The organism is Halarcobacter anaerophilus, from assembly GCF_006459125.1.
Lineage (GTDB): Bacteria > Campylobacterota > Campylobacteria > Campylobacterales > Arcobacteraceae > Halarcobacter > Halarcobacter anaerophilus.
The window spans coordinates 2,590,434-2,616,407 of sequence record NZ_CP041070.1; the positions used below are offsets into that span (position 1 = coordinate 2,590,434).

At 30.4% G+C, this 25,974-nt stretch carries 32 protein-coding genes; 14 read left to right on the plus strand and 18 right to left on the minus strand.

Going from position 1 to position 25,974, the window contains the following annotated elements:
* Positions 1 to 51: 51 nt before the first annotated feature.
* The gene (locus tag AANAER_RS12880) at positions 52 to 714 is read left to right on the plus strand and encodes a uracil-DNA glycosylase family protein (RefSeq protein ID WP_129081978.1); all 663 of its coding nucleotides are present in this window, start codon (positions 52 to 54) and stop codon (positions 712 to 714) included.
* Between the two features lie 215 nt (positions 715 to 929).
* Here AANAER_RS12880 and AANAER_RS12885 read toward each other — a convergent pair whose 3' ends face one another.
* From AANAER_RS12885 to AANAER_RS12900, 4 genes are all read right to left on the minus strand, one after another.
* On the minus strand, positions 930 to 1,754 hold the full coding sequence (locus AANAER_RS12885; RefSeq protein WP_129081979.1) for a MetQ/NlpA family ABC transporter substrate-binding protein: 825 nt from the start codon (positions 1,752 to 1,754) through the stop codon (positions 930 to 932).
* A 9-nt stretch (positions 1,755 to 1,763) separates the two neighbouring features.
* Entirely contained in the window at positions 1,764 to 2,402 is a 639-nt protein-coding gene (locus AANAER_RS12890) for a methionine ABC transporter permease (protein ID WP_044418728.1), read from the minus strand.
* Positions 2,402 to 3,358, minus strand: a complete 957-nt coding sequence (locus tag AANAER_RS12895; protein WP_129081980.1) for a methionine ABC transporter ATP-binding protein — start codon at positions 3,356 to 3,358, stop codon at positions 2,402 to 2,404. The genes AANAER_RS12890 and AANAER_RS12895 overlap by 1 nt, the downstream gene beginning before the upstream one ends.
* A 261-nt stretch (positions 3,359 to 3,619) precedes the next feature.
* Positions 3,620 to 3,925, minus strand: coding sequence for a hypothetical protein (locus AANAER_RS12900; protein ID WP_044417216.1), 306 nt, complete (start codon positions 3,923 to 3,925; stop codon positions 3,620 to 3,622).
* A 230-nt stretch (positions 3,926 to 4,155) separates the two neighbouring features.
* On the opposite strand from AANAER_RS12900, the gene AANAER_RS12905 reads away from it, so the two are divergent.
* Entirely contained in the window at positions 4,156 to 4,332 is a 177-nt protein-coding gene (locus AANAER_RS12905) for a helix-turn-helix domain-containing protein (protein WP_119173288.1), read from the plus strand.
* 78 nt (positions 4,333 to 4,410) lie between these two features.
* On the opposite strand, the gene rho is transcribed toward AANAER_RS12905, so the two are convergent.
* Entirely contained in the window at positions 4,411 to 5,754 is a 1,344-nt protein-coding gene (gene rho / locus AANAER_RS12910) for a transcription termination factor Rho (protein WP_044417211.1), read from the minus strand.
* A 173-nt stretch (positions 5,755 to 5,927) separates the two neighbouring features.
* On the minus strand, positions 5,928 to 6,524 hold the full coding sequence (locus AANAER_RS12915) for a peroxiredoxin (RefSeq protein WP_044417209.1): 597 nt from the start codon (positions 6,522 to 6,524) through the stop codon (positions 5,928 to 5,930).
* A 255-nt stretch (positions 6,525 to 6,779) separates the two neighbouring features.
* Between AANAER_RS12915 and AANAER_RS12920 the strand changes: the two genes are divergently transcribed.
* The 6 genes from AANAER_RS12920 (at position 6,780) to AANAER_RS12945 (ending at position 10,167) form a co-directional block, all read left to right on the plus strand.
* Positions 6,780 to 7,049: a 4Fe-4S dicluster domain-containing protein gene (locus AANAER_RS12920; protein ID WP_044417207.1), complete on the plus strand. Its 270-nt coding sequence runs from the start codon at positions 6,780 to 6,782 to the stop codon at positions 7,047 to 7,049.
* Positions 7,050 to 7,172: 123 nt separating this feature from the next.
* The gene (gene ndk, locus AANAER_RS12925) at positions 7,173 to 7,586 is read left to right on the plus strand and encodes a nucleoside-diphosphate kinase (RefSeq protein WP_044417206.1); all 414 of its coding nucleotides are present in this window, start codon (positions 7,173 to 7,175) and stop codon (positions 7,584 to 7,586) included.
* A gap of 18 nt (positions 7,587 to 7,604) precedes the next feature.
* On the plus strand, positions 7,605 to 7,982 hold the full coding sequence (locus tag AANAER_RS12930; RefSeq protein ID WP_129081982.1) for a DUF177 domain-containing protein: 378 nt from the start codon (positions 7,605 to 7,607) through the stop codon (positions 7,980 to 7,982).
* 15 nt (positions 7,983 to 7,997) lie between these two features.
* Positions 7,998 to 8,150: a 50S ribosomal protein L32 gene (gene rpmF / locus AANAER_RS12935; RefSeq protein ID WP_044417204.1), complete on the plus strand. Its 153-nt coding sequence runs from the start codon at positions 7,998 to 8,000 to the stop codon at positions 8,148 to 8,150.
* Complete coding sequence (plsX, locus tag AANAER_RS12940) at positions 8,150 to 9,142, plus strand: phosphate acyltransferase PlsX (RefSeq protein ID WP_044417202.1); 993 nt, start codon at positions 8,150 to 8,152, stop codon at positions 9,140 to 9,142. Before rpmF ends, plsX begins: the two co-directional genes overlap by 1 nt.
* Before the next feature lie 26 nt (positions 9,143 to 9,168).
* Complete coding sequence (locus tag AANAER_RS12945) at positions 9,169 to 10,167, plus strand: beta-ketoacyl-ACP synthase III (protein ID WP_044417200.1); 999 nt, start codon at positions 9,169 to 9,171, stop codon at positions 10,165 to 10,167.
* A gap of 23 nt (positions 10,168 to 10,190) precedes the next feature.
* Here AANAER_RS12945 and AANAER_RS12950 read toward each other — a convergent pair whose 3' ends face one another.
* From AANAER_RS12950 to AANAER_RS12960, 3 genes are read right to left on the minus strand one after another with little or no spacing between them, the layout of a single operon-like run.
* Positions 10,191 to 10,511: a branched-chain amino acid transporter permease gene (locus AANAER_RS12950; protein WP_129081983.1), complete on the minus strand. Its 321-nt coding sequence runs from the start codon at positions 10,509 to 10,511 to the stop codon at positions 10,191 to 10,193.
* Positions 10,504 to 11,193 carry an AzlC family ABC transporter permease gene (locus AANAER_RS12955; RefSeq protein ID WP_206732543.1) on the minus strand — a complete coding sequence of 230 codons (690 nt, stop codon included), beginning with the start codon at positions 11,191 to 11,193 and terminating at the stop codon, positions 10,504 to 10,506. The genes AANAER_RS12950 and AANAER_RS12955 overlap by 8 nt, the downstream gene beginning before the upstream one ends.
* A 9-nt stretch (positions 11,194 to 11,202) precedes the next feature.
* Positions 11,203 to 11,640, minus strand: coding sequence for a hypothetical protein (locus AANAER_RS12960; protein WP_044417197.1), 438 nt, complete (start codon positions 11,638 to 11,640; stop codon positions 11,203 to 11,205).
* 41 nt (positions 11,641 to 11,681) lie between these two features.
* Between AANAER_RS12960 and AANAER_RS12965 the strand changes: the two genes are divergently transcribed.
* Positions 11,682 to 12,323, plus strand: a complete 642-nt coding sequence (locus AANAER_RS12965; RefSeq protein WP_044417196.1) for a transglutaminase-like cysteine peptidase — start codon at positions 11,682 to 11,684, stop codon at positions 12,321 to 12,323.
* Here the strand turns inward: AANAER_RS12965 and AANAER_RS12970 are convergent.
* Positions 12,305 to 12,868 carry an aminotransferase class IV family protein gene (locus tag AANAER_RS12970; protein ID WP_129081984.1) on the minus strand — a complete coding sequence of 188 codons (564 nt, stop codon included), beginning with the start codon at positions 12,866 to 12,868 and terminating at the stop codon, positions 12,305 to 12,307. The genes AANAER_RS12965 and AANAER_RS12970 overlap by 19 nt on opposite strands.
* Positions 12,869 to 12,930: 62 nt before the next feature.
* Here AANAER_RS12970 and AANAER_RS12975 point away from each other — a divergent pair, with 62 nt between their 5' ends.
* Positions 12,931 to 13,698, plus strand: coding sequence for an alpha/beta hydrolase family protein (locus AANAER_RS12975; protein WP_129081985.1), 768 nt, complete (start codon positions 12,931 to 12,933; stop codon positions 13,696 to 13,698).
* Here AANAER_RS12975 and AANAER_RS12980 read toward each other — a convergent pair.
* The 5 genes from AANAER_RS12980 to AANAER_RS13000 all read right to left on the minus strand — a co-directional run bounded on the left by AANAER_RS12980 (position 13,695) and on the right by AANAER_RS13000 (position 17,956).
* Positions 13,695 to 14,369 (minus strand): response regulator transcription factor, encoded by a 675-nt coding sequence (locus AANAER_RS12980; RefSeq protein WP_129081986.1) that lies wholly within the window; start codon positions 14,367 to 14,369, stop codon positions 13,695 to 13,697. The two genes, AANAER_RS12975 and AANAER_RS12980, sit on opposite strands and share 4 nt — an antisense overlap.
* Complete coding sequence (locus tag AANAER_RS12985) at positions 14,366 to 14,932, minus strand: cysteine hydrolase family protein (protein WP_129081988.1); 567 nt, start codon at positions 14,930 to 14,932, stop codon at positions 14,366 to 14,368. Before AANAER_RS12985 ends, AANAER_RS12980 begins: the two co-directional genes overlap by 4 nt.
* Before the next feature lie 66 nt (positions 14,933 to 14,998).
* A complete protein-coding gene (locus AANAER_RS12990; protein WP_129081989.1) occupies positions 14,999 to 16,042 on the minus strand; it encodes a Cj0069 family protein in 1,044 nt (347 codons plus the stop codon).
* 84 nt (positions 16,043 to 16,126) lie between these two features.
* On the minus strand, positions 16,127 to 17,074 hold the full coding sequence (locus AANAER_RS12995) for an aminodeoxychorismate synthase component I (RefSeq protein WP_129081990.1): 948 nt from the start codon (positions 17,072 to 17,074) through the stop codon (positions 16,127 to 16,129).
* A gap of 3 nt (positions 17,075 to 17,077) precedes the next feature.
* Complete coding sequence (locus AANAER_RS13000) at positions 17,078 to 17,956, minus strand: aspartate carbamoyltransferase catalytic subunit (protein ID WP_129081991.1); 879 nt, start codon at positions 17,954 to 17,956, stop codon at positions 17,078 to 17,080.
* Between the two features lie 109 nt (positions 17,957 to 18,065).
* Between AANAER_RS13000 and AANAER_RS13005 the strand changes: the two genes are divergently transcribed.
* Together AANAER_RS13005 and AANAER_RS13010 are read left to right on the plus strand one after the other, a co-directional pair.
* Positions 18,066 to 19,250, plus strand: a complete 1,185-nt coding sequence (locus tag AANAER_RS13005) for an aspartate aminotransferase family protein (RefSeq protein ID WP_044417179.1) — start codon at positions 18,066 to 18,068, stop codon at positions 19,248 to 19,250.
* On the plus strand, positions 19,228 to 20,418 hold the full coding sequence (locus tag AANAER_RS13010; RefSeq protein ID WP_129081992.1) for a TolC family protein: 1,191 nt from the start codon (positions 19,228 to 19,230) through the stop codon (positions 20,416 to 20,418). The genes AANAER_RS13005 and AANAER_RS13010 overlap by 23 nt, the downstream gene beginning before the upstream one ends.
* Positions 20,419 to 20,428: 10 nt before the next feature.
* Here AANAER_RS13010 and pyk read toward each other — a convergent pair whose 3' ends face one another.
* Positions 20,429 to 21,880, minus strand: a complete 1,452-nt coding sequence (gene pyk / locus AANAER_RS13015; RefSeq protein ID WP_129081993.1) for a pyruvate kinase — start codon at positions 21,878 to 21,880, stop codon at positions 20,429 to 20,431.
* Between the two features lie 123 nt (positions 21,881 to 22,003).
* Here pyk and AANAER_RS13020 point away from each other — a divergent pair, with 123 nt between their 5' ends.
* Together AANAER_RS13020 and AANAER_RS13025 are read left to right on the plus strand one after the other, a co-directional pair.
* Entirely contained in the window at positions 22,004 to 22,741 is a 738-nt protein-coding gene (locus AANAER_RS13020; RefSeq protein WP_044417174.1) for an OmpA family protein, read from the plus strand.
* Between the two features lie 102 nt (positions 22,742 to 22,843).
* Entirely contained in the window at positions 22,844 to 23,854 is a 1,011-nt protein-coding gene (locus AANAER_RS13025) for an SAM-dependent methyltransferase (RefSeq protein WP_129081995.1), read from the plus strand.
* 4 nt (positions 23,855 to 23,858) lie between these two features.
* Here AANAER_RS13025 and AANAER_RS13030 read toward each other — a convergent pair whose 3' ends face one another.
* Both AANAER_RS13030 and AANAER_RS13035 read right to left on the minus strand, forming a co-directional pair.
* Complete coding sequence (locus AANAER_RS13030) at positions 23,859 to 24,236, minus strand: DUF779 domain-containing protein (protein WP_044417169.1); 378 nt, start codon at positions 24,234 to 24,236, stop codon at positions 23,859 to 23,861.
* Between the two features lie 40 nt (positions 24,237 to 24,276).
* Entirely contained in the window at positions 24,277 to 25,782 is a 1,506-nt protein-coding gene (locus tag AANAER_RS13035; RefSeq protein ID WP_044417167.1) for an aldehyde dehydrogenase family protein, read from the minus strand.
* Between the last annotated feature and the right edge of the window lie 192 nt (positions 25,783 to 25,974).

Below are 25,974 nucleotides of genomic sequence, written 5' to 3' on the forward strand. Positions count from 1 at the left end.
CTAAGTTTTTTAAAAGGATAATTTCTTTAATATCACAAAAAAAGGATACTTTTGTTTTCACATTTTCACCCCTTTAAACCCTTTTTAAATAAAGATACAAAAGCTATAATAGTAGGAACACTTCCTCCTCCTAGATTTTGCACAAAAGAGTATAAAAAAGAGGATGTACTTTTTTGTTACGGCTCAAAAGACAATCTTCTTTGGCAAATAATAGACAAAATATATAAACTTGATCTTCCTTTTGATAATACAAATGAAGCTGTAAGTAAAAGAGAAGAGTTTTTAAAAGAGTATAAAATAGGAATATGCGATATTGTGGATTCTTGCAAAAGAGAAAAAATAGATGCAAGTGATTTAGGAATGAAAGATGTCAAGTTAAGAGATATTCTTTGGTTTTTAAAAGAGTATAAAGATATAAAAACTCTTATTTTTACGGGCAGTTATTCAAAAAATTCTCCTGAATACTTTTTTAGGCAAGTTTTAAAAGAGAATAAAATAGAGTATAAAGCAGTTGATAATAATACTCCTAAAATAAACTCTTTTATTTATGACAATAGAGCTTTTCAAACTATAAGTTTAACTTCACCTTCAAATGCCGCTAATAGATATATAGGTTCAAATAAACTCTATAAAGAGAAAAAAGAGAAAAATTCCGCCTACTCTACCTTTGATTTTAGACTTGAGCAGTATGAAAAAGTTTTCAAAGCCCTTTAGCTGAAATTTTACTTAAGAATATATTTAATTAATTTTTATTACAATAGTGAATGATTATTCATTTAGGAGTTGCTTATGTTTATTTCTGAAATAATGATGTTTGTAGTAGCTGGACTTGCTCTTTTTACTTTGGTTTCTTGGTTTATTACTTTTTTTGTAAAAGAAGATTAATTAAAACTGTACTCAATCTAACTTTTAGATTGAGTACATAAAATTTAGAATGCAGCTATAATAGCACCTTTATATTTCTCTTTTATAAAATCTTTTACCTCTTTTGAAGTAAGAACTTCATCTAAAGCTTTAATATAATCTTTATTTTCATTTCCCTCTTTTACTGCAACAATATTTGCATAAGGAGAATCTTTTGACTCAAGAACTATTGCATCATCTAATGGATTTAAATCTGCCGCTAAAGCATAGTTTGTATTAATAATTGCAGCATCAACTTCATCCAATATTCTTGGTAATTGAGGAGCATCTAACTCTTTTATAAAAAGATTTTTAGGGTTAGTTTTAATATCAAGTGCTGTTTTAAGAGCAACATCGTTAAATGTTAAAAGACCTTGTTTTTCTAAAATATCCAACGCTCTACTTTCGTTTGTAGGGTCATTAGGAACAGCAATAACTGCTTCATCTTTTAGTTCGTCTAATGATTTGATTTTTTTAGAATAGAATCCCATTGGTTCTAAGTGAACACTTACGGTTTTTACTAAATGTGTTTTTTTATTTGAGTTAAACTCTGTTAAGTATGGAGAGTGTTGGAAAAAGTTTGCATCTAACTCCCCTTCATCTACCGCAATATTCGGTGTTACATAATCTGTAAATTCAACAATTTGTAAATCATACCCTTTTTTCTTTAAAAGTGGTTTTACAAACTCTAGAATCTCGGCATGAGGTACGGGAGTAGCTCCAACTTTAATAACTGTTTTAGCAGGTTCTGCTTGTTGAACAACTTTTTCCTTTTTTTCTTCTTTTGTGCAAGCTGTAAGCCCTAAAGCCAATGCACCTGCTACTGCAATTTTTAAAAAATTTCTTAACATACATATCCTTTATTTTTTTGTGATTTTATATAAATAATCCCCTGCACTTTGTACAAGTTGAACAAGAACTATTAATATAATAACCGTATAAATCATAGTATCGGTTTGAAATCTGTAGTATCCGTATTTAATAGCTACATCTCCTAAACCTCCACCGCCTACTGCTCCAGCCATAGCTGAAAACCCGATAACAGTAATCAATGTTAAAGTAATTGCCGATATTATACTAGGTAAAGCTTCAACAAGCATTACTCTAAAAATAATTTGCCAATCACTAGCTCCAAATGATTTAGCAGCTTCAATAACTCCAAAATCAACCTCTTTTAACGCACTCTCTATTAGTCTTGCGATAAAAGGCGCCGCACCTAAAGTAAGAGGAATAATTGCAGCAGTCGTACCGATACTTTTTCCTATTAAAAATTTTGTTAAAGGGAAAAGTACAATCATTAGGATGATAAAAGGGAAAGATCTTAAGGTGTTTATAATTACATCAAGTACTGAATAAATTTTTAAATTTTGTCTTAATCCCCCTTTTGAGGTCAGAATTAAAATTATTGCTAAAAGAAATCCTATAACAACAGCCAAAAAAGTAGAAACGAAAGACATATAAATAGTTTCACCAAGTGCCGGCACTAAAATATCAACCATTATAAAACCTCCCAAACGATGTCATGCTTTTTGATATATTCAATAACGCTTTGTTCTTCTTCATCTTTTACGTTTATAACCATATTTCCTATAATATGAGAGTTTACCTCTTCAAGTTTTCCCCATACTATATTGAAATCCATATCAAGCTCTCTTGCCATAGTAGTTATAAAAGATTTATGAGCATTTTTTTTAGGAAAATAGAGTTTAATATTTACCCCTTTTTTAGGTACGACTTCAACTTCGCCTAAAAACTCTTTCATCTTTTCATCCGGTTTTAAAAATAGATCTTCCGTGTTATCAAAACCTATGATATTGCCGTGTTCCAATAAAAGCGCTTTTTGTGCAATCTGTTTTACAACATCCATTTCATGAGTTACCAAAACAATGGTAATATTCAATTTTTTATTAATCTTTTTTAAAAGATTTAAAATTGACGTTGTAGTATTTGGATCAAGAGCCGATGTTGCCTCGTCTGATAATAAAACTTGAGGTTCCAAAGTCAAAGCTCTGGCTATAGCCACTCTTTGTTTTTGACCGCCGCTTAGCTGATTTGGATAAGAGTTTAGTTTACTTTTAAGACCTACTAAGGATAAAAGCTCTTTTACTTTTTTATCAATTTCATCTTTAGAGTAACCCCAAAGCTGCATTGGTAGAGCAACATTTTCATATACGTTTTTTCTTTGAATCAGTGAAAAGTGTTGAAAAATCATACCAATATTTTTTCTAAAACTTCGTAACTGCTCTTTACCTAACTCTTTTATCTCTTTACTATTAACTTTTAAAGAACCAGAACTATACTCTTCAAGTCCGTTCATACATCTTAAAAGTGTAGATTTTCCTGCTCCTGAGTGACCTACAATAGCAAAAATCTCACCGGCTTTTATATCAATAGAGATATCGTTTAGTACTTTTGAACTGCCGTAAAATTTATTCAAATTTTTAATACTAATCATAAAACATCCTTATTAGAGGGGAATGTTATTCAAACTTTTATAAAGATAATGTTAAGTAAATATACAACTAGGCAAATTATATTTAAAAATAAAGTTTTAAATCGTATGATATCTTTATTAATCTCATTTTTTTAAGTAAACTAAATAAAAAGGATTTAAAATGTTTTTAACTCAAATTGCAATTTTTGTAATATGCGGCTTAGTTGCTTTTACAGTAATAAGCGGTATCGTAAGCATATTCGTAAAAGATTAACACAAACTTTAGTGAAAAAGTTCTTTTTCTAAAACTCTTATATCACTTTCAACATTTTTTATATTTGTTGAAATATCTTCTAATGAATTTAATAATTTATTTCTGTCTAGTTTGTCAAACTCCAGATTCGTTTCAATACTGCTGCTAATTGCAGAAATTACATATAAACGATTTTTAAACTTTTCAAACAATTCATTTGTCTGTTCTCGTTTCTGAAAGTTAAGATGATAAATCTCTTTTTTTAGTTTATAGACTTCTTTAAAAATAATCAAAAGTATGCAACAGTTGGTAAACACAAGCAATATTTCAACCAATAAAAATTACTCCTTTACCCGTATTTTAATCATTTTTTTGAGATAATTAGTTAATTACCTTAGCAATAATAGTATTACTATTTTTTGTTAAGTAACAGATTTGAGTGATGTACTTTTTTTATTTATTGTACAATTATTAAAATAATCAAAAGGTAATTATTCCTTTTATTTGTAGAATTATAGTAAATAATTCCATGTATGTCAATACTTTTTAACAGGATTTTTATAAAATGACAAAAAAAGAGCTAGCTCAAAGAATAAATGTAGATCCAAAAACTTTGAGAAACTGGGAAAAAACAAAACCAGAACTACTAAAACTAATATACTTGGGATTAGCTACAGAAGCACATTTGAAAGATGCTGAAAAATATATTGAGAAAATAAGGACGATAGATAAAATGTTGTAAAAAATTATTTTATCTTTTTTCTTAGTTGAAAGTTATTTTTTATAAATAAGTAAAAAAGCTTGAAAGTCAAGCCTTTTACTACTCATTCATTGAAGCGAAAAACTCTTCATTGTTTTTAGTTTTTTGCATTTTTGAATACAAGAATTTAAGTGCTTCTACTTCATCCATTTGAGATATAGCATTTCTTAGTATCCAAGTTTTTTGTAAAATATCAGGTGTAAGAAGGATTTCCTCTTTTCTTGTTCCCGATTTGATAATATCAAGAGCAGGATAAACTCTTCTATTTGCTGCATTTCTACTTAATACGACTTCACTGTTACCTGTACCTTTAAACTCTTCAAAAATAACTTCGTCCATTTTTGAACCTGTTTCTATAAGAGCAGTTGAAATAATAGTCAGACTTCCGCCCTCTTCTATATTTCTTGCAGCACCGAAAAATCTTTTGGGTTTATGTAAAGCATTTGCATCAACCCCACCGCTTAATACTTTTCCTGAACTAGGAGTCACGGTATTATAAGCACGAGCTAATCTTGTGATTGAATCAAGTAAAATTACAACATCTTTTTTCATTTCAACAAGTCTTTTTGCTTTTTCAATAACAATCTCGGCAACTCTTACATGGTTGTGAGCAGGAAGGTCAAATGTCGAAGAGTAAACCTCTCCTTTAACACTTCTTTGCATATCCGTAACCTCTTCAGGTCTCTCATCAATAAGTAAAACCATAAGATGTGTATCGGGATGATTTCTTGTAATCCCGTGAGCTAGTTCTTTTAAAAGCTCTGTTTTACCTGTTTTAGGAGGTGCTACGATAAGTCCTCTTTGTCCTTTTCCCATAGGTGCAAAAAGATCTAACATTCTTCCTGTCATTCTTGTTTGCTCATATTCAAATTTAAATCTCTCTGTAGGGAAAAGAGGAGTCAAGTTATCAAATAAAGGTCTGTTTTTTGATTCATTAATCGGAAGATAATTTATAGCTTCGATTTTAAGTAAAGCGTTATATTTTTCACTGTCTTTGTTTGGCGGTCTAACTTGCCCTGTTACAATATCGCCCGTTCTTAAAGCAAATTTTCTGATTTGTGTAGCAGATACGTATGAATCGTTTGAGGTGTCAGAAAAGTTACCGTCCATCGCTCTTAAGAATCCGAATCCTCCGTCTTTTATCTCTAAAATTCCCGTAAAAAGGATAAATCCACCCTGATCGATTTGAGATTTTAAAATATTAAACATCAAATCTTGTCTTTTTAATTCTTGTGGATTTTCTACATCTAAATCTTTTGCTATTTTTAGAAGATTTTCAAGGGGAAGTTCTCTTAACTGTTCAATCTTATAACCCTCTACGGGCACATGTGTTCTAGTCTTCTTTCCATTACCGTTAGAGGCTTTTGGATTTTTACTTTTTGTATGAGTTTTTGACTCTTCCATTAGATTTTTTTGCCTTTAATAGATTTTACATATTAAGTTATGTAGTTTTCTGTAGTTTACGTTTAGTATTATTTAAGTAGCGTAATTTTAGTCTTTATTTTTAAATTTGTCAATAAAACAAGTAGACAAAAAAGGAAAGGTGCCTTTTACAGCACCTTTCCTATAAGTTTTTATTATAAATCAGCTTCGTGTTTAGCAAGATATGAAGCAACACCTTCTTTAGTATCTTTCATACCTTCATCACCTTTGTTCCATCCAGCAGGACAAACTTCACCATGTTCGTTAGTAAACTGCATAGTATCAACCATTCTAATCATTTCATCAATATTTCTTCCAAGTGGTAAGTCATTGATAACTGCATGTCTTACAGTTCCGTCTTTGTCAATTAAAAATGAACCTCTAAGTGCAACAGATTCTCCGAATAATACATCATAATCTCTAGAAATTTGTTTTGAAAGGTCAGAAACTAACGGAAATTTAACTCTTCCGATACCACCGTTTTCAACTGCTGTTTCTCTCCAAGCAAAGTGAGAATATTGAGAGTCGATTGAACAACCGATTACTTGAATTCCTCTTGATTCGAACTCTTCAATTCTTTTAGAGAATGCAATAATTTCAGAAGGACAAACAAATGTAAAATCTAGTGGGTAGAAAAACAGTACCGCACCTTTTTCACCGATATTATCATATAAATTAAAATCCTCAACGATTTGACCGTCTGCAAGTACAGCTGTTGCTGTGAAATCCGGAGCTTTTTTTGTTACTAACATGTAATTTCCTTTTTATAAAATTTGTTTTGAGATTGTAATTATAGTATAAATTTTTTAAAGAAAAAAAACTTTAAAACATAAATTTAAAATTTAAGACATACTTTATTTTTAGAAAAAAATTATCTTTTGTGAACAAGAATTAATATGTTAACTTTTCTTAAATATAAATATTAATTTAACTTATATTCAGCAAATTTAAAGTTTAGTTTAATTTTTTCTGTGCTAAAGTTTTCTTAAAATTACTAAGGAGTCAAGATGGCAGTAAAAATTACTGATATATGCATTAACTGTGATGCATGTTTAGATGAATGTCCAACTGAATCAATTGTGGACAATGATGAAAATCCAACAGGAGAAGATACATATTATGTAAATCCTGAAACATGTACAGAGTGTATAGGAGATAATGACTCTCCGGCATGTGCTGATGCCTGTCCAACAGAAGGATGTATCGTATGGGACGCAAGAAGCGGAGACCATATTAGAGAAGGTATGACAGAAGGGCAACCAGTAGTCGAAGATTAATAATTAGAAATAGAATAATCTTTATTTTTCTAAAAAAGGCAGGTAGTTTTTTCAAGCTACTTGCCTTTTTTTATTTTTTTAGGTATAATCCGCGGCTTAAAAACTAAATGAGGATATAATCATATGGAACAAACATTATCAATCATCAAACCAGATGCAGTTGCAAAAAATGTTGTCGGTAAAATTTTAGACAGATTCGAATCAAACGGATTAAGAATTGCGGCAACTAAAAAAATTCAATTAAGTAAAGCCGATGCAGAAGCTTTTTATGCAGTACATGCGCAAAGACCTTTCTTCGGTGAATTAGTTGAATTCATGATCTCTGGACCGGTTGTAGTTTCAGTATTAGAAGGTGAAAATGCAATGGCTAAAAACAGAGAATTAATGGGTGCTACAAATCCTAAAGAAGCAGCAGCTGGAACAATCAGAGCTGATTTCGCAGAATCAATTGATGCTAATGCAGTTCATGGTTCTGACTCTTTAGAGAATGCAGCGATTGAAATTAAATTTTTCTTTTCAGATAGAGAAATCTGCTAAAATTATTTAATTTTAACTATGAAAATAGAGTTTAGAAAAGTACCACAAAGCCCGAAAGAGTTTACAGCTGAATACAGTTCAGTTAAATTTGAAGGTACTTTTTGTAAAATATCGCCATCTTTAGTCAAAATCCAAGGACACCTTATTGGAAATTTGACACTTACATGTTCAAGATGTGGAATAGAAGATACTGTTACATTAGATGAAAAATCTGATTTTTTATTAAGTGACGGTATTTATAAATCTGATTCAGATGAAGATGAATTAGTATTAGAAATAGAGAACGGGACAATTGATTTTGATGAAATACTTCAAAGTGAAATTGCCTCAATTCAAAGTGACTACCACATCTGCGCTTCATGTGAAGATTGTGATTTTGTCGAAAAAGAATATTAAAAAAAGGAGATAAAAATGGCAGTACCTAAGAGAAGAGTATCTCATACTAGAGCAGCTAAGAGAAGAACTCACTATAAAATTACTTTAAAAAGACCTGTAAAAGATAGTGACGGTAGTTGGAAAATGCCTCATATGGTTAATCCAAATACTGGTGAATATAAAAACTAATGCTTAAAATAGCAATCGATGCGATGGGTGGGGACTTTGGTCCCGAACCTATCATGGAGGGGTTAATTTTAGCCCTAAGAAACAATAATAACTTCACCGCTATTGCAGTAGGTGATGAAGAACAATTAAAACCTTTAATTCCCAATTACCTTTCAAGCAGAATTAAAATAGTACATACCGAAGATGTAATCAGTATGTCAGATTCAGCTACAGATGCACTTAAAAGAAAAGAATCTACAATTTACAAAGCAATTGAATTAGTAAAAGAAGGAGAAGCTGATGCCGTAGTATCAGCCGGTCATTCGGGTGCGACTATGTCTTTGGCAACACTTAGAATAGGAAGAATCAAAGGGGTAAGCAGACCTGCAATTGCAACACTAATGCCTACAAGCGAAAATCAAAATACTTTGGTACTTGATGTGGGTGCAAATGTAGATTGTGAAGCAAAAAATCTTTATGAATTTGCCGTAATGGGGCAAGTTTACGTACAAGATGTCATGCAACTTGATGAACCCTTAATCGGACTTTTAAGTAACGGTGAAGAAGAGAGTAAAGGAAATGAAGTTACAAAAGAGGCATTTAAACTGATCTCAAAAGTACCGAATTTTGCAGGAAATGTAGAAGGAAGTGATGTATTTAAAGGGACAGTAGATGTTGTTGTTTGTGATGGATTTATTGGTAATATTTTACTAAAAACTGCCGAAGGTGTAGCAGAAACAATAAGTAAAATTATTAAAAAAAGTTTAAAAAGATCTCTTATCTCAATTGCCGGCGCAGTATTGATGAGAAAAGTATTTAAAAAATTAAAAGTTAGGGTTGATTATGCAGAGTACGGCGGTGCTCCTCTTCTTGGAGTAAAAGCACCTGTAATTATTGCTCACGGAAAATCAAATCCTAAAGCTATACAAAATGCAGTTTTCCAAGCAATTAACAGTGCAAGCTCTAATTTAAACAATGATATTGAAGAGAGATTAAAAAAATATAGTTCATAAAACTTTTTGTGTATTAAGGAATATTAATGGCGTATGCAGCATTTAGATCAATTGGAGCTTATATCCCTCCTAAAATAATGACAAATTTTGATTTTGAGAAGATGATTGATACCTCTGATGAATGGATTACCAAAAGAACTGGTATAAAAGAAAGAAGAGTGGCAGAAGATAATGAAGCTTCATCAGATTTAGGAGTAAGAGCAGCTCAACAAGCAATACAAAGAGCAGGAATATCAAAAGAGGATATAGATTTAGTAATCTGTGCAACCGTAACTCCTGACTATTTATGTATGCCTTCAACTGCTTGTTTAATAGCTTCAAAACTTGGATTACCTGAAGTTCAAGCTTTTGATATAAGTGCTGCTTGTACGGGATTTGTTTATGCAACTTCAGTGGCAAAAGCTTTTATTGAATCGGGAATGAAAAAAACGGTTTTAATAATCGGAGCCGAAAAATACAGTTCAATTTTGGATTATACGGATAGAACTACTTGTTTTCTTTTTGGAGACGGTGCGGGTGCCGCAATTTTATCTGCAACAGATAAAAAAGAAGAAGCAATTATAGATATAAACTGTTTAAGTGACGGTAATCATGATGATTTAATCCAAACTCCGGGTGGAGGAAGTAAAAATCCTTGTTCTCAAGAAGTTGTTGATAATAAAATGGCTTGTATAAAAATGAAAGGTAACGAAACTTTCAAACTTGCCGTTAAAACTTTGACTTCGGATGTAAAAAAATTATTAGAAAAAAATAACTTAACAAATGAAAATATTAATCATTTTATTCCTCATCAAGCTAATTATAGAATTATAAAAGCCGTGGGAGATGCGTTAAATCTTTCAGAAGAACAGATAATTTTAACAATTCAAAAATATGGAAACACTTCAGCTGCTTCAATTCCAATGGCAATGAATGATGCTTATGAAGAAGGAAGAATCAAAGCAGGAGATATTATACTTTTTGATGCATTTGGTTCAGGACTTACTTGGGGAAGTGCAATTTTCCCATTCTCACCAAACAAATAAATTATAAAAAAGCAAAAGCTTTTTTATAAAAATTGAACCAATCCCATATAAAATATAGTCCCAAAGAATATTGAAATCAAATAGTTTTTTAAACTAAGATGCAAAATAACAGTAACAACAATAGCAAAAAGCTCTTTTAATCCGTAAGGATATGCTAAAAAATTTATATCTTTTATTGAATAAAAAATAAGTATTGTCATAATAGTTGCGGGAAAAAATTTCTCTATAAAAAGCAAAGAAGAAGGCAACTCTTTTTTCGTAAAAAAAAGAAAAGGGAAAGCCCTTGTAAAAATATTTACCAAACTCATAACAGCAATAGCTAATAGCAACTGAATATCACTCATTTTTATTAACCTCTTTTCTAAAAAAGAATAAAATAAACAAAGATAAAAAAATAGAAGTTATAAGCATTTTATCGCTTGGAACTACTATTATCGCTAAAATTGAAGAAAATGACCCTATTAAAAAAGGTATTTTATTTTTTAAATTTTTATACTGTTCTATACATAAAACAACAAAAAGCGCTGTTAGAGAAAACTCCAATCCTGCCGTGTTAAAATCTACACTAGCTCCGATTAGGGCTCCTAAAGTTGAACCAACAAGCCAATAAAATTGATTAAATGCAGTTAAAAAAAAGTAATACCATCTTTTTTTTAATTGTTCATCATCTTTTATAGTTGTTAATAAAGCATATGTTTCATCTGTCAATCCAAAAATCAAATAAGGTTTTAGTTTACCAGTTTTTTTAAATCTTTTAAGAAGAGACAAGCCGTAAAAAGATTGTCTTAAATTTACAAACCAAGAGGCTATAGCTATATCAACCAAACCTGCTTTTAAATTAAAAAAATTTATAGCAACAAACTGTAAAGCACCTGCATAAATAAAAAAAGACATAACAGGAGCATAATACCAAGCATAATCAAAAGATACCAATAACAGTCCAAAAGCAAAACCTAAAACACTATATCCCATCATTACGGGAATAGATATTTTAAAGGCACTCTTTATTTCCCTCTCATATTTCAAGAAAAATTCCTATTTCAAAAGATTTTTATTATTTGGATTGTTTTTAAATACGTTTAATGATTTTGCTTTTGGATCTTTATTAAATTTATCTACGGTTGCCACTGAATTTATAAATAAAATTGATTCATCAACTATTATTTGAAATATCCCATACAGCGGAATTTTCACATTTGAACCGAAGTTTTCACTTCCGAATCCTGCTTCAAAATAGATATAATCATCATCTATTTTTACTGTTGAATAAGTGTAGTTGCTTAAAACAAAAAGTGAAAATTTTGAAAGCTGTGAAAAAATTGCATCGGGAAGTTGCGGTTCAAACTTTATTGAATCGATATTTGCGGTGATTGCAAACTCTTGACCCTGGCTTATTAAAAACTCAATAGTTTGTTTTACTTGTGTACATATAAGTTCCTTGTAATCTTCATTTTCAATAATATTATTAATCATTCTTTAATCCTACGTTCATTTTTGTTTTTGTATTATACCTTATGAAACAGTTTATTTTTCTTATTCTTCTCTTTTCGGTTTTTTTAGATGCAAAAAGTATAATACTAACAAAAAACGATATAAAAAAAATTGATTCAAGCTATTATAGAAAAGCTATTTATCTTCGATTAAACGGATATATTGAACTAAAAAGAAAAGTAAAAAACTTTGATTTAACTAGAAAACTAAATTATGTAAACACTTTTTATAATCGTATTTTACCCGTAGATGATTCAAGAAAATATAACGTTGACGATCATTGGGCTACTCCAAAAGAGTTTTTAATAGAAGGCAGAGGTGATTGCGAAGATTATGCTATTGCCAAATATTTCACTCTTCTTGAAGTCGGTATTCCAAAAGATAAACTATTTTTTGCAATAGTAAAAGTAAAAGCCGCAACAAACTATCATATGGTACTTTTATATATAGAAAACAAAAACTCTATGCCTTTGGTTTTAGATAATTTAAGCTTCAAGATTCTACCTTTTGATAAAAGAGTAAGACTTCAACCAAAAGTTATTTTCAATGAAAAATCCTCATATGTTTTAAAAAATAAAAAAATCTATAAAAGAGCTAAAATAGATTGGGGAAAAGTAAACAAGTGGGAAAAACTATTAAACAGAGTCTATAAAAAAAATGAATAATCTTCTAAAATATCAAAATCTATCATAGCATTCATTAAAGCAATTTTTTCTGCCTCTTTTAACATCTTTACAGTAATATCCTTTTCTATTAATTCTCCTTTTTCAAGAAGTCTTGCTCTGGTTGTACCTTCTAAAAGAGGTGTTTTGGGAGTCAACCAATTTGTTCCGTCAAATATTGCGATATTTGCAATTGAAGTATCGCTTACAAATGAGTTTTTTATAATAATTATCTCATCAGCCTCTTCTTTTTTTCTATAAAGTTCCTCTATTTTCTCTCTATTTAATAACTTCTTCGAATACTCTATTTTATCATCAAAAATCAATTTAAAAGATTTAATCTCTCTTTTTTGATAAGGATAATAATCAACTTTAATAACACCGTTTTCATCAAAAATAAGCTTACATCTTAAAAGCTCTTTTGAAGGAGCATAAATATAATCTTGCAAATTAAGATTTAATCCGATAGTTTTTGCAACTCTTTTTTCATGAAAAAGAAGATTAGATACTTCATAATCTTCACACTTTATTGTTTCAAAATATTCCATTGTAACCTTACTGTATTGCTTTTTTGTTATAATATCCAAAAATATTTTAGGAAACTTCAGTTTTGAGTGAGATTATAAAAACTTTAAAAAAATATGATAATTTTAAAGATACCTACAAATATGCTTATATTGGTATTCCTAAAGGATTAGGCGGTCTGCAAAAACCTTTTTACGGACAGTTTAATAAATTTTTAAAACTTTATCCCAATTTTCTGCCTAAAAATAGACTTCCTTGTGTTTTATTTATGCATGGTTCAAAAGGACTAAACAAAGCAGAAACCTATAGAAAATGGCTAGTAGAAGCGGGATTTATATTTTTTGCTCCCAACTCTTTTAAAATAGAAAATAGACCTACATATAAAAATCCGGATAAAAAATCATCTTATGAGAAAGTGCATAAAGTAAGACAAGCAGAGATTTTTTATAATATAAGAAAGTTAAAAGATTTAAAATTTATAGATAAAAACAATATTTTTTTAATGGGAAACTCCGAAGGCGGTCTTGCAGCTGCTGCATACAAAGGAAGAGAATTTAGAGGAAGAATAGTTACGGCTTATTCTTGTGAAAACGGTTATTATTCAAAAGATTTTAAAATAGGAGCTAAAAAAAGCGATCCTTTTTTAAATATAATAGGTACAAATGATGAGTTTTTTAGTAAAAATTCTATCCCGAACAAAGAGTACAAAGTGCAAGGGCACTGTACAAAAGCTTTAAGGGAACATAAAAATGCCAAGGTTATTTTATTACCTTTGACAAAACATGACATAACTCAAAATATCTATGTAAAAAGTGATATTATAAATTTTTTAAAGCTGTGGAGCAAAGCTTAATTTTGAATATTCAGTTTATATCCGATACCCGAATAGTTTTGCAAAATAGTTTTATAAGTTTTTTTTCTAAAATCTCTTATTAAAGATTTTAAAGCAGCACTTGTACATTCATTATCCCAAATATGATACGCCAACTCTTCATAAGTTATAACTCTATTTGAATTTTGTATAAAAAGGTTTACTAAAATAGACTCTTTTTTATTTAATATAAAAACTTTTCCCTCTTTTGTAATACTTTGTGTTTGGAAGTTAAACAATATACCCCTTCCTAAATTTACATTACTATAAATTCTACTTTCAATAACTTCAAGAGATTTTTCCAAGCCTAAAAGCAACTCTTCTTTTTTAAACGGTTTTAAAATATATTTTGTAATATAAAGTTCCATTAGCTCATAAAGATATTTATTTGTTTTATTATTACTTAAAACTAAAAATGCCGTTTTTATATCACTTTGCCTAATCTCTTGAAGAAATTTCACCATTGTATTATCAAAAAAAGAATCATCTACAATGATAATACAAGGGGAATACTTCCTATAACAACTTTGGGCTTGTTTTAAACTATTTGCAATAAATACCTTTTTTAACTTCTTCTCCAAAAGAGATAAAACTTCATTTTTAGAAGATGTTTTATCAAAAACGTATAAAACAAATAAGTTATTTAATTTCAAGTATCAAAACCTTTTAAAAAATTTTCAGTATTTTCCACTTTTGCATAAGCAAATTCAAAAGCAGCCATAAAACTTCTTTGAACATCAGAAGAAGAAACTTTTTCCCCCTCAAACTCTAAATCTTTTGTAGCACACGCATCATTTACAACCGTACAATTATATCCAAAATCTTTTGCGGCTCTAACTGTTGCATCAACACACATATGAGTCATTGCACCCACAATTATTAAAGAATTTATACCTTTTTCATCCAAATACTCTTTTAACTTTGTTTGTAAAAAAGAGTTTGGAAAGCTTTTAGTTATCACAAGCTCATTTTTAAGAGGCTCTACACTTTTATGAATATCTGCTCCTGTTGAAGCTGCTTTAAAAAAAGGTGCATAAGCATTTGAATTTTCATGTCTTATGTGAATTATATCCAAAGATCTATTTCTAAACTCTTCTAAAATTTTTGAGGCATTAGAAGATGCCTTTTCACAATTATTCAAAGGAAATTTTGAACCTTCAAAACTTGAAAAATAATCATTTTGAAAATCTACTAGAAGTAATGCTTTTTTTCCCATACTCATCCTTTTATTTTTTATTTAATAAATTATAAAAAGATATAGAGGGGAAAAAGTAGGATAAACTTACTTTTTTTTAGTTTTTTTCTCTTTTTTTACAAAAACTTTTGCCACCTCTTTTGCATATTGAAGCTCAGTAGTAATTCCTACACAAGAGCAGTTTATTTCAGATAAGATATATTTGTCTTTACCCTTTTCATCAAAATCCATAATATAATCCATAGTCCAAAGCAGAGGATAATTCTGACCGTTTAGAAAAGGTTTTATATCTTTTAACCCTTTAATAGTAAGATCAACCACTTCTTTCCACTTAGGTTCCTCAGGTGAATCATATTTATACTCTGCTCCACTAAACAAAGTTGCGGAGAACTCCCCTTCTTGAGGTTTTTTATGAACAACAGAGATTGCTTTGTCATTTACAAGCAAAACTCTAATCTCACCTTCACTGATTCTTTCTAAATATCGGCAGCCTACAAAACCTGTCTTACCTTTAAAATAAGCGGCATTTTCCGATTCTTCCTCAAATTTGACTTCAAATTTTTCTAAAAATTCCGTTATATTGTCATAATAATACTTTTCATTGTTTACAGCCTCAACCGAGAAAATTGAACCGTCATCTTTTTTTGATACAAGGTAAACACCCTCACCTGTTGAACCGTAGTTTGTTTTTAAAACTCTGATTCCGTGTTTTTTTAAATCTTTCGGGAATTTTCTTACAAAATCTGCATAAGTGTGATAAAAATAGGTTTCATCATCTCCAAGTCTAGTATTTTTAAGTTTTGATAAAATATCTTTAAAATCCAGATTAATCATTACATCAGGATGGGTATGAACTTCAATACCGTAACTGCTTAATGCTTTTAAAAATTGGAAATATTCATCAACCTCTTTTAGATTTCCGGGATTGATTCTTGAAATAACGGCAACTGCTCTTTTTTTTAGATATTCAAGCAGTTCATACTTTCTATTTGGTTTATAAAAAACAATCTCTGTTTTATACTCTGTAAGCTCTTCTATTGCATCTAAAATAGGTTTGGTATCAGGTCTGAATCCATCAAAACCTTTATCGTTGCCTTTTTGATACTCAATAATAAAAACTCTGTTTTTCATCACTTCTCCTTGAAAATTTCAAGGATTTTAGTAAATCAAAGAGGATATTTCGGTTACAAAACTTTTAATGTAATTAAATTGTAATTAAAAAGGCAGGTAGACTTTATCAAGCAACTCTTCATACTCTTGATTAACATCGGAGTCACAGGTTATTCCTCCTCCGCTTTTATAAAAAAGATTTCCTTTTTCATCTTTTTGAATAAACCTTATCATAACGGCACTATTTAGATTTTCACCGTCATAAACTCCAAAAACTCCACTGTAAAACTCTCTATCATAGCCTTCGATTTTTTTTAAAATATCTACCGTTCTTTTTTTAGGTGTTCCCGTAATAGAACCTGCGGGAAGAATTGAAGTTAAAATATCACCTATTTTTTCATTCCAGTTTTTATCTAATACTCCCGAGATTTTAGAACTTACTTGCAAAAGTTCTTTATTTCCCGCATTGATTTTATCTATATACCTAAATTTTTCAACTCTTATTTTATTTGATACGATTCCCAAATCATTTCTAAGAAGATCAACTACCATCGTATGTTCTGCCATCTCTTTTTCATTTGCCAAAATTTTCTCTTTGGCATTTGAGATTTTACTGTCAATAGTTCCTTTCATAGGAAAAGTAAAAATTTTATTATTCTCAATTTTAATAAAAGTTTCAGGGGAAAAACAGACAAAATCATCAAAAAATTTTAGTTTGTATTTGGATTTTGCCTTTTGATAAATTTCATCTAAACTCAAATCTGTTTTAATCTCTGTTTTTGCGGTTAAATTAAGAAGATAACTGTTCCCTCTTTTTATATGCTCTTGTATAAAATCAAATTTTTCTTTATATTTTTCAAACGAGAGAGGATATTTTTTTAACTCTTTTTTTACTCTTTTTTTACTCTCTATATTATTTTCAACTTCAAGTTTTATCCCGCAAGGCAGATCTTTTAAAGGTTTTATATAAAATTTTGATAAATCATAAGAGATTATAAAAAGAAACGGCTCCTTTAAAGAGCCGTATCGGTTTAGTTGTTTTTTTAGGTTCAAACTTTATTGAAGTACAAGTTTTTTAAGAACTGCCATTCTTACGGCAACCCCGTTTTTAACTTGTCTTAAAACTTTACATCTTGGATCAAGTAACATTTCATCTGAAATATCTACATTTCTATTAACAGGTCCCGGGTGAAGAAGAAGTAAATCTCTATTTCCGAAAGTCTCTTTTGTAATGCAATAATCTTTTGCATACTCGTTTAATGATTGAAAATATACCTCATGGTGTCTTTCAAGCTGAGTTCTTAAACTCATTACAATATCAATGTTATCAATTACTTTTGAAATATTATCATATTGTTTAAATTCGTCCGTTTCGGCTTTAAAACACTCAGGAGCAACAAAACAAACATCGATTCCGAATCTTGGAAGAAGTTTCATATTTGAACCTGCAACCCTTGAAGTTTTTACATCACCTACTATTGCGATTCTTTTTCCTTGAGTTTCCCCGTCAAAATGTTCCATAATTGTAAAAAGATCTAATAAAGCTTGTGTAGGGTGAGCATTTTTACCGTCTCCCGCATTTATAACGGGACAATCGACATAATCAACCAAACTACCCGGTAATCCGCAATCTGAATGTCTGATAATAATTGCATCAGGTCCCATAGCATTGATGTTCATTACCGTATCAAAAATTGTTTCGCCTTTACTTCTTGAACTTGTACCCACATCTAAAGAGACAACCTCAGCTCCCAATCTTTTTGCAGCTATTTCAAAAGCACTTCTTGTTCTTGTTGAGTTCTCAAAAAAAAGCGTTACTATAAGCTTACCTTTTAAGACTTCACTGCTCTCCATATCCAAAAACATTTTTGCATCATCATAAATATTTAATATTTCATCTTTTGTAAAATCAGATGTTTTAATTAAATGCTGCATTTTTTTCCTTTAATTTTAGTTTGGATTTTAGCTAAATACAGATTAATTATTAATATTTTGTTTAATAAAATTAGCTATAATTTTAAGACTTAAAATTAGGAACAATAATATGTTAGAACAATTAGATAAAGAGTATGTATTACATACATATGCAAGAAATTATGTTAATTTTAAAAAAGGTATAAATGCAACGCTATTTGATGACAAAGATAGAGATTATATAGATTTTACATCGGGAATAGGTGTTGTATCAGTAGGACACGGTAACAAAGAAGTGGCAAAAGCTATTTGTAATCAAGTTCAAAATATAACTCATATATCAAACCTTTACGGAATTGAACCTCAAGCAAAACTTGCTCAAAAAATTGCAAAATTGGCAAATATGGATGTTGCAACATTTTTTGCAAATTCTGGTGCCGAAGCAAATGAAGGGGCAATAAAAATTGCAAGAAAATACGGTAAAACAAAATATGACGGGAAAAGATATAAAGTTATTACATTAGAACACTCTTTTCACGGAAGAACTATTACAACCGTTAAAGCAACAGGTCAAGAATCTTTTCACAGTCCAAACTTCGCTCCGTATCCCGACGGTTTTACTTATAATATGGCAATTGACGATATCTATAACTCTATTGATGATGAAACGGTTGCAGTTATGATAGAGCTTGTTCAAGGAGAAGGTGGAGTTCAACCTTTTGAAAAAGAAGCAGTTCAAGAACTTGCAAAATTTTTAAAACAAAGAGATATTCTTTTAATCATTGATGAAGTTCAAACAGGTGTTTACAGAACAGGTGAATTTTTAGCTTCAAACCTTTATGAAATAGAACCCGATGTTATAACAATGGCAAAAGGTTTAGGTGGAGGTGTTCCAATAGGAGCCGTTGTAACTACTCATAAAGATATATTTGAACCCGGAGATCACGGATCTACTTTTGGGGGAAATTACTTATGTACTACAAGTGCAAATAAAGTATTAGAACTTTTAGAAGAGTATAAAGATGCAGGGAAATTAGATGAAACTATTATCTCTTTTGGGGCTAAATTAAATGAAATATTTGAAAAATATCCAAATATTTTTATTGCCCAAGTAGGACTTGGTCTTATGAGAGGATTAAGAGTAAAAGATGCAGATTTATTAAAAAAAGTTATCGCAACAGCATTTGAAGAGGGTGTTTTAGTATTAAAAGCAGGAAGAAATACTTTAAGACTTTTACCGCCTCTAACTATTTCAAAAGAGGAGATTAACGAAGGCTTTAAGAGGTTAGATAATGCACTTGCAAAAATCGGCTAAATTGACTCTTTTGGGTCTGCTTATTCTGCCCTCTTTTTTAAGTGCGCAGAAAAGTGAACCCGATGAGAAAATTTTATCTAAAGACAGACTTAATATCTTTAAATATAACCAAGAAGAGAATGAACAAAGCAGCAGCAAACTAAAAAAAGATTGGATTAATCCGATAAATTTGTCATACTCAAAAGATAAGTCTGATACTTCAAATACTATAAAAAGTGCTATTAGTATAAGTCAGCCCATTTTTAAAAGTGGCGGGATTTACAGCGCTATAAAGTATGCAGGTGCAACCTACAAATACAACACTCTTGATATAGAATTACAAAAAAAAGAGTTGATTAAAGAAGCAACAACAATGCTTTTTAATCTTCATATTACGACTTTAAATATAAAAAAGAGTGAACTTCTGCTAAAGAATGCAAATATTGACGTTGATAGAAAAAAAGAGCAGGTAATACACGGTTTTTTGGATACTTCAACTTTAGATAATGCTATTTTAGATGCAAATGAGATAAAAAACCAATTAGCAGATTTATATTATCAAAAAGAGGAGTTGATATATAACTTTTCAAATATTGCAAGCGGCGATTATAGAAGTTTTGAACTTCCTATTTTAAAACTTGTAGATGAGAAAGCCTTCTTAAAAGAAAATTTAGAGCTTTCAAAAGCAAGAGCAGACGTAGAGCAGCAAGATTATTATAAAGATATGATAATGTCAAATTATCTGCCTTCTTTAAGTGTAGAAGCAAACCATACGCAATATCATGAAGATAAACATAATGATATACAAAATGAAAATATTTACAGCTACGGATTATCTTTATCTATGCCTCTTGACGTAAGAGCTTATAATGATGTACAAAGCCAGAGGATTAATTATCTGACAAAAAAATTAAATCTAAAAAATACCGAACTAGAAGAGAAAAATTTTTATAGAACAAAACTCTCTAGACTAAAAATGCTGGAAAATAAAAAAACAATTGCAAAAGAGGATTATAAACTCTATAACTCTTTGTTAGAGATTATTATTGAAGAAAAAAATGCAGAAGTAAAAACTCAAAGTGATGTAGATACTTTAGAAAATTCGCAAAAAATAAAATCAATCGAACTTAAAATTTACGAACTTGAAAAACAGATAGAACTTTTAGATTTATACGCTAAAATAAGCTAAAGAAGAGGTTTTATTTCTTCTTTTGCTCAGGTAGATTAAGATAGTATTTCATCTCTGAAGGAGTTATTATCTTAATTGTATTTGTACTTCCCGGTTGTCCTACAGGGTAACCGAAAGTTGCTATATAAGTAGCTTTTTTATCTAAGATTCCTCTTTTTTCCAAATGTTTTAACATCATTTGAATCATTTTAGAAGCGCCTGCCTCTTTGATTTTTGCAATAGGCTCAACACCCCATAAACCGCACATAGGATTTAAAATTCTTCTTTTATGGGTAAAAATATAGATATTTGTTTTTGGTCTGTATCTTGATATTTTCATTCCCGAAAGTCCTGAACTTGTTAATACGATTATTCCTTTTGCTCCAATATCATCGGCTAATTTCGTAGTTGTTGCCTGAATTACGTCAAACTCATCATGATAAGCTAGTTTTTCATATTTATCAAAAGGATAAATCTCTTCTGTTTTTGCAATAATTCTGGCCATAGTTTCAACAGTATTAATAGGATCAACACCCACAGCACTCTCTTCACTTAACATAACAGCATCTGTTCCGTCTAAAACCGCATTTGCAACATCCGAAATTTCAGCTCTTGTTGCTCTTTCATTGTGTGTCATAGATAAAAGCATTTGTGTTGCGGTGATTACTGGAATACAAGCTTGGTTTGCTTTTTTTATAAGTCTTTTTTGGATTGTAGGAACTTCATAATATGGAACTTCTATTCCTAAATCTCCCCTTGCAACCATAATTCCGTCACTAGCTTTAATAATTTCGTCAATATTTTCAACTGCATCGAATTTTTCGATTTTTGCTACAAGTTTACCTTTATACTCGCCTAAAAGTTTTCTTGCATTGTTCATATCGTTTGCATTTTGTACAAAAGAGATTGCAAAATAGTCAACTTTGTTTTTAACTCCCCAAGCAATATCTTCTTTGTCTTTTCTTGTAATTACATTAATATCAATAACGGTATTTGGAAAATTTATCCCTTTTTTAGAGCTTAATATTCCTTGATTTTCAACTACGGCTTTTACTTTATCGCCTACTTCTATTACTTTTGCTCTAATTGTTCCGTCATAAAGATAGATATATTCGTCTTTTTTTACTTTATCAAGCAGTTCTGGATAGTTTGTCGATACTATATATTTTTTATCTCCTGCTTTATACCCTACAATACTCTCTTTTAAAAAAGTAATTTCATCTCCTCTAAAAAGTTCAAACTGCTCTTTTAACTCTCCTATTCTGACTTTCGGTCCTGAAATATCTTGAAGCACCGCTACTGTAGTGTTTAAATTATCCATTGCTGTTCTGATATTTTTTAAAGTTTTACTATGATATTCATGATCTCCGTGGGAGAAATTTAGTCTAAACATATTTGCACCGGCTTTAATAAGCCCTTCAATCATCTCTACACTGTTACTTGCCGGTCCTAAAGTTGCTAAAATTTTTGTTCTTTTTTCCATTGGGCTCTCCTTATTATTCAATTAGCGGTATTATATCCAAATTCATCTACAAAAAAGTTACAACTATTGTTTACCGTTTATTCACAATAAATTGCTATAATTAAAATTCATAAAGGATTAAAAATGAAAAATTTAAATAAAAAAAATCTAACAGCAATATTCTTGGCTTCCACTCTTTTTTTCACAGGTTGTGCGCAAAAAAACGGTGAACTTAACGCAAACTCAGATGATGAATATTCAAGAACTAAACAAGGTGCCGTAATGGGGGCATTTTTAGGAACCTTAATAGGAATTATGTCCGGGCACTCTTCAAAAAATGCAGTCGTAGGCGGTGTTGTAGGTGCAGCTGTTGGTGGAGGGATAGGATACTCTATGGATGAACAGGCTAAACAAATAGCAGAAGAACTTGATACTCAAGTTGATAATAGTCCTCTAGCCGTAACAAATCCAGATAATGATTTAATTATTTCAAATACGGATAAATATGTAAAAATCATGCTAAGAGACAGTATGGTATTTGAAACAAATTCGGCAATTCCTACTCAAGAAGCAGCTAGAAAATTGGAAAAAATTACAAAAGTTTTAAGAAATTATCCAGATACAATTGTTCAAGTAGTTGGATTTACAGATAGCAGAGGAACTTATGAATATAATCAAAAACTTTCTGAACAAAGAGCTTCAAATGTAGGGAATACTCTTTATAACAGCGGTATTTCTAATCAAATCTACTCAAAAGGATGTTCATTTAACAAACCTTTAGTTCCAAATAAAACCAAAGAAGATATGGCTTTAAACAGAAGAGTTGAGATTTATCTTTATCCCGATCAAAACTCCGTAATTGACGCTTGTTCAAACAACTAATAATCTATATAAAAAACAATTTAGCTACAAAAGTTTTGATTCTTTTGTAGCTTTTTTATTACCTAAAAAATTTGCAAAGGCTTTTTTAGGTAAACTATTTCTATGAAAAAAGAGAAATTTAGCGAATATTTTAATAGTTGGCTCTATTCAGATAATGGATATTACGCAAATTATAAAACAATAGGTAAAAAAGGTGACTTTTATACTTCCGTATCAACTTCGAGTTTTTTCGGCGGAACAATCGGTAAAAAAATTGTAGATACCATAAAAAAAGGCGAACTTCCCAAAAATACTACGATAGTTGAAGTAGGTGCGCATCACGGATACCTTTTAGCGGATATTATCCAGTTTATTTATACTTTAGAACCAAAACTTTTAGATACTTTGAACTTTGCAATAGTCGAAAGGTTTGAAAAACTTCAAGTACAACAAAAAAAATACCTAGAAGAGTCTTTTGGAGATGCAATACAATTAAAACATTACGATGATATAAAACAAGTCAAACTTCCCCACGCTTTTATAGTGGCAAATGAGATATTTGACGCTTTTGCCTGTGAATTGGTTTATACAAAAGAAGAACAACTTCAAATAGCTTATGTAGAAAATCATAAAATAAAATTTGAACCCTGTAAAGATACAAAAATAATAAACCACTGTAAAAAATATAAGATTTCAAAAGGCGAAATTGCAGTGGGGTATAATGAGTTTGCAAAAACTCTTTGTCAAAATATAAAAAAATTTAATTTTATAACTTTTGATTACGGAGATATAGTTCCAAGAAACGATTTTTCCGCTAGAATCTACTCTAAACACAAAGTTTTCCCTCTTTTTGAAGAGAACTTAGAGTTGCAAGAATATTATAAAAAAGCCGATATAACTTATGATGTTTTTTTCAAACATTTAGAAGATTGTTTTAAAGAACTTGATACGCAAGAGGTATCTTTTAAAACTCAAATGATAGCATTGATTGATTTCGGTATTACGGATTTACTTGAAATATTAAAAAGAAACGTTGATGAAAACAGTTATTTAAGAGAAGCCCAAAAAGTTAAAACCTTGATCGAACCTACAGGTATGGGAGATAGATTTAAAGTGCTATTTGTAAAAAAATAGCACTTTAAGACTCTTGTTTTTCCAACTGTGCATACTCTTCGTCTGTAAAAATTCTTGATTTTGTAAGAAACTGATATCCCTCATCAATCTCAAGAGAGAAAGAGTTTCCAAATGCCCCTTTCTCCTCTTTTACATCCACAATAACTTGAGAGTGTCTAAAATATTCAAATTGATCTTTATCTATAAAAAATTCACAGCCGCAAATTTCACCCATTTTTACATTTCTGCTTGGTACGTAAAAATCATCTTTTTCAAAACACATAGGAGCTGTTCCGTCACAACAGCCACCGCTTTGATTAAATACGAGTTCCCCGTATTTTTCTTTTAGCATTTCTATTATTTTTTGCGCTTCAGGTGTTGCAACTACTCTTTTAATTGGCATAAAGTGTCCTTTTTAGTATAGGAGAAATTCCTATACTTTTTTAAAAAAATCCCATTGGATTTTTATCATAAGAAGTCAAAATATTTTTTGTATGTCTATAAGAGTTTAACATCATCATATGAGTCTCTCTACCGATTCCCGATTTTTTATAACCACCGAATGATGCATGAGAAGGATACATATGATAACAATTTACCCAAACTCTACCTGCTTCAATTCCTCTACTCATTTTATGAACTTGATGTGCGTCTCTTGACCATACACCTGAACCTAATCCGTAAATTGTATCATTTGCAATTTCAAGTGCTTCTTCTTCATCTTTAAATGTAGTAACACATAATACAGGTCCGAAAATCTCTTCTTGGAAAATTCTCATTTTATTATGACCTTTGAAGATTGTAGGTTTGATATAATTACCTTTTGGATAAGTTTTGTTTTCATAAGCTTCACCGCCTATTAAACACTGAGCCCCCTCTTCTTTACCTATTTTAATATATTCTAAAATTTTTTCCATTTGATTTTTAGAAGCTTGTGCTCCCATCATATTTGAAGGATCTAAAGGATTTTCTTCGGTAATTGCAGCTACTCTTTTAAGAACTCTTTCCATAAATTTTTCATAAATTGATTCTTGAACAAGAGCTCTAGAAGGACAAGTACAAACTTCACCTGAATTAAAAGCAAAAAGAACCAATCCTTCAATTGCTTTATCCAAAAATTCATCATCTTTTTCCATAACAGATTCAAAGAAAATGTTCGGTGATTTTCCACCTAATTCAAGTGTTGAAGGAATAATATTTTCAGTTGCATATTTCATAATAAGTTGCCCTGTTGTAGTCTCTCCCGTAAATGCCACTTTTTTAACATCAGGATGAGTTGCAAGAGCTTTCCCTATTTTTCCACCTGAACCGTTAATAATATTTATTGTTCCTTTTGGCAGTACGTCTTGAATAGTTTCCATTAATAGTAAAATAGACATAGGAGTTGCAGAAGCAGGTTTCATAACAATACAATTTCCCGCAGCCAAAGCAGGAGCTAATTTCCAAGCTGCCATTAATAGAGGGAAATTCCAAGGAATAATTTGAGCAACAACACCGTAAGGTTCATGAATCTCTTGAGAAATTGTATTCTCATCAAGATCACTTACAGTTCCCGATTCAGCTCGAACTACCGATGCAAAATATCTAAAATGATCTACAACAAGAGGAATATCGGCATTTAAAGTCTCTCTTACCGTTTTTCCGTTATCCAAAGTCTCTGCAAGTGCGATTGCTTCAAGGTTAGCTTCTATTGCATCGGCAACTTTGTTTAACATAGCACTTTTTTGTGCAGAAGAAGTGTGTTTATAAGATTCAAAAGCTTTTTTTGCAGCAGCAACTGCCGATTCAACATCTTCTTCATTTGAACGAGGAATTCTTGTTAAAACTTCACCGTCAACAGGAGAAACATTATCAAAGTATTCACCGCTTATAGGAGCAACCCACTCTCCTCCTATAAAATTTTCATATTGGGGTTTAAATTTTGGTTTTTCATAAATTTTAGCAGACATATCGTTTTCCTTTTTGTAAATAAAATAATGAAAAAATCAAATACGTAAAAGGTATTAATCTTTTCTTTCCAAAATTCTACAGCAGAAATATAGCCTCAATTTAGCGTGAACATAGCACGAAAATAGCAGCTCTTTTTTCTATCTTAGAAAGCCCGTAAAAAGATACTTTTAAAAAATCAGAGCAAAATTTAT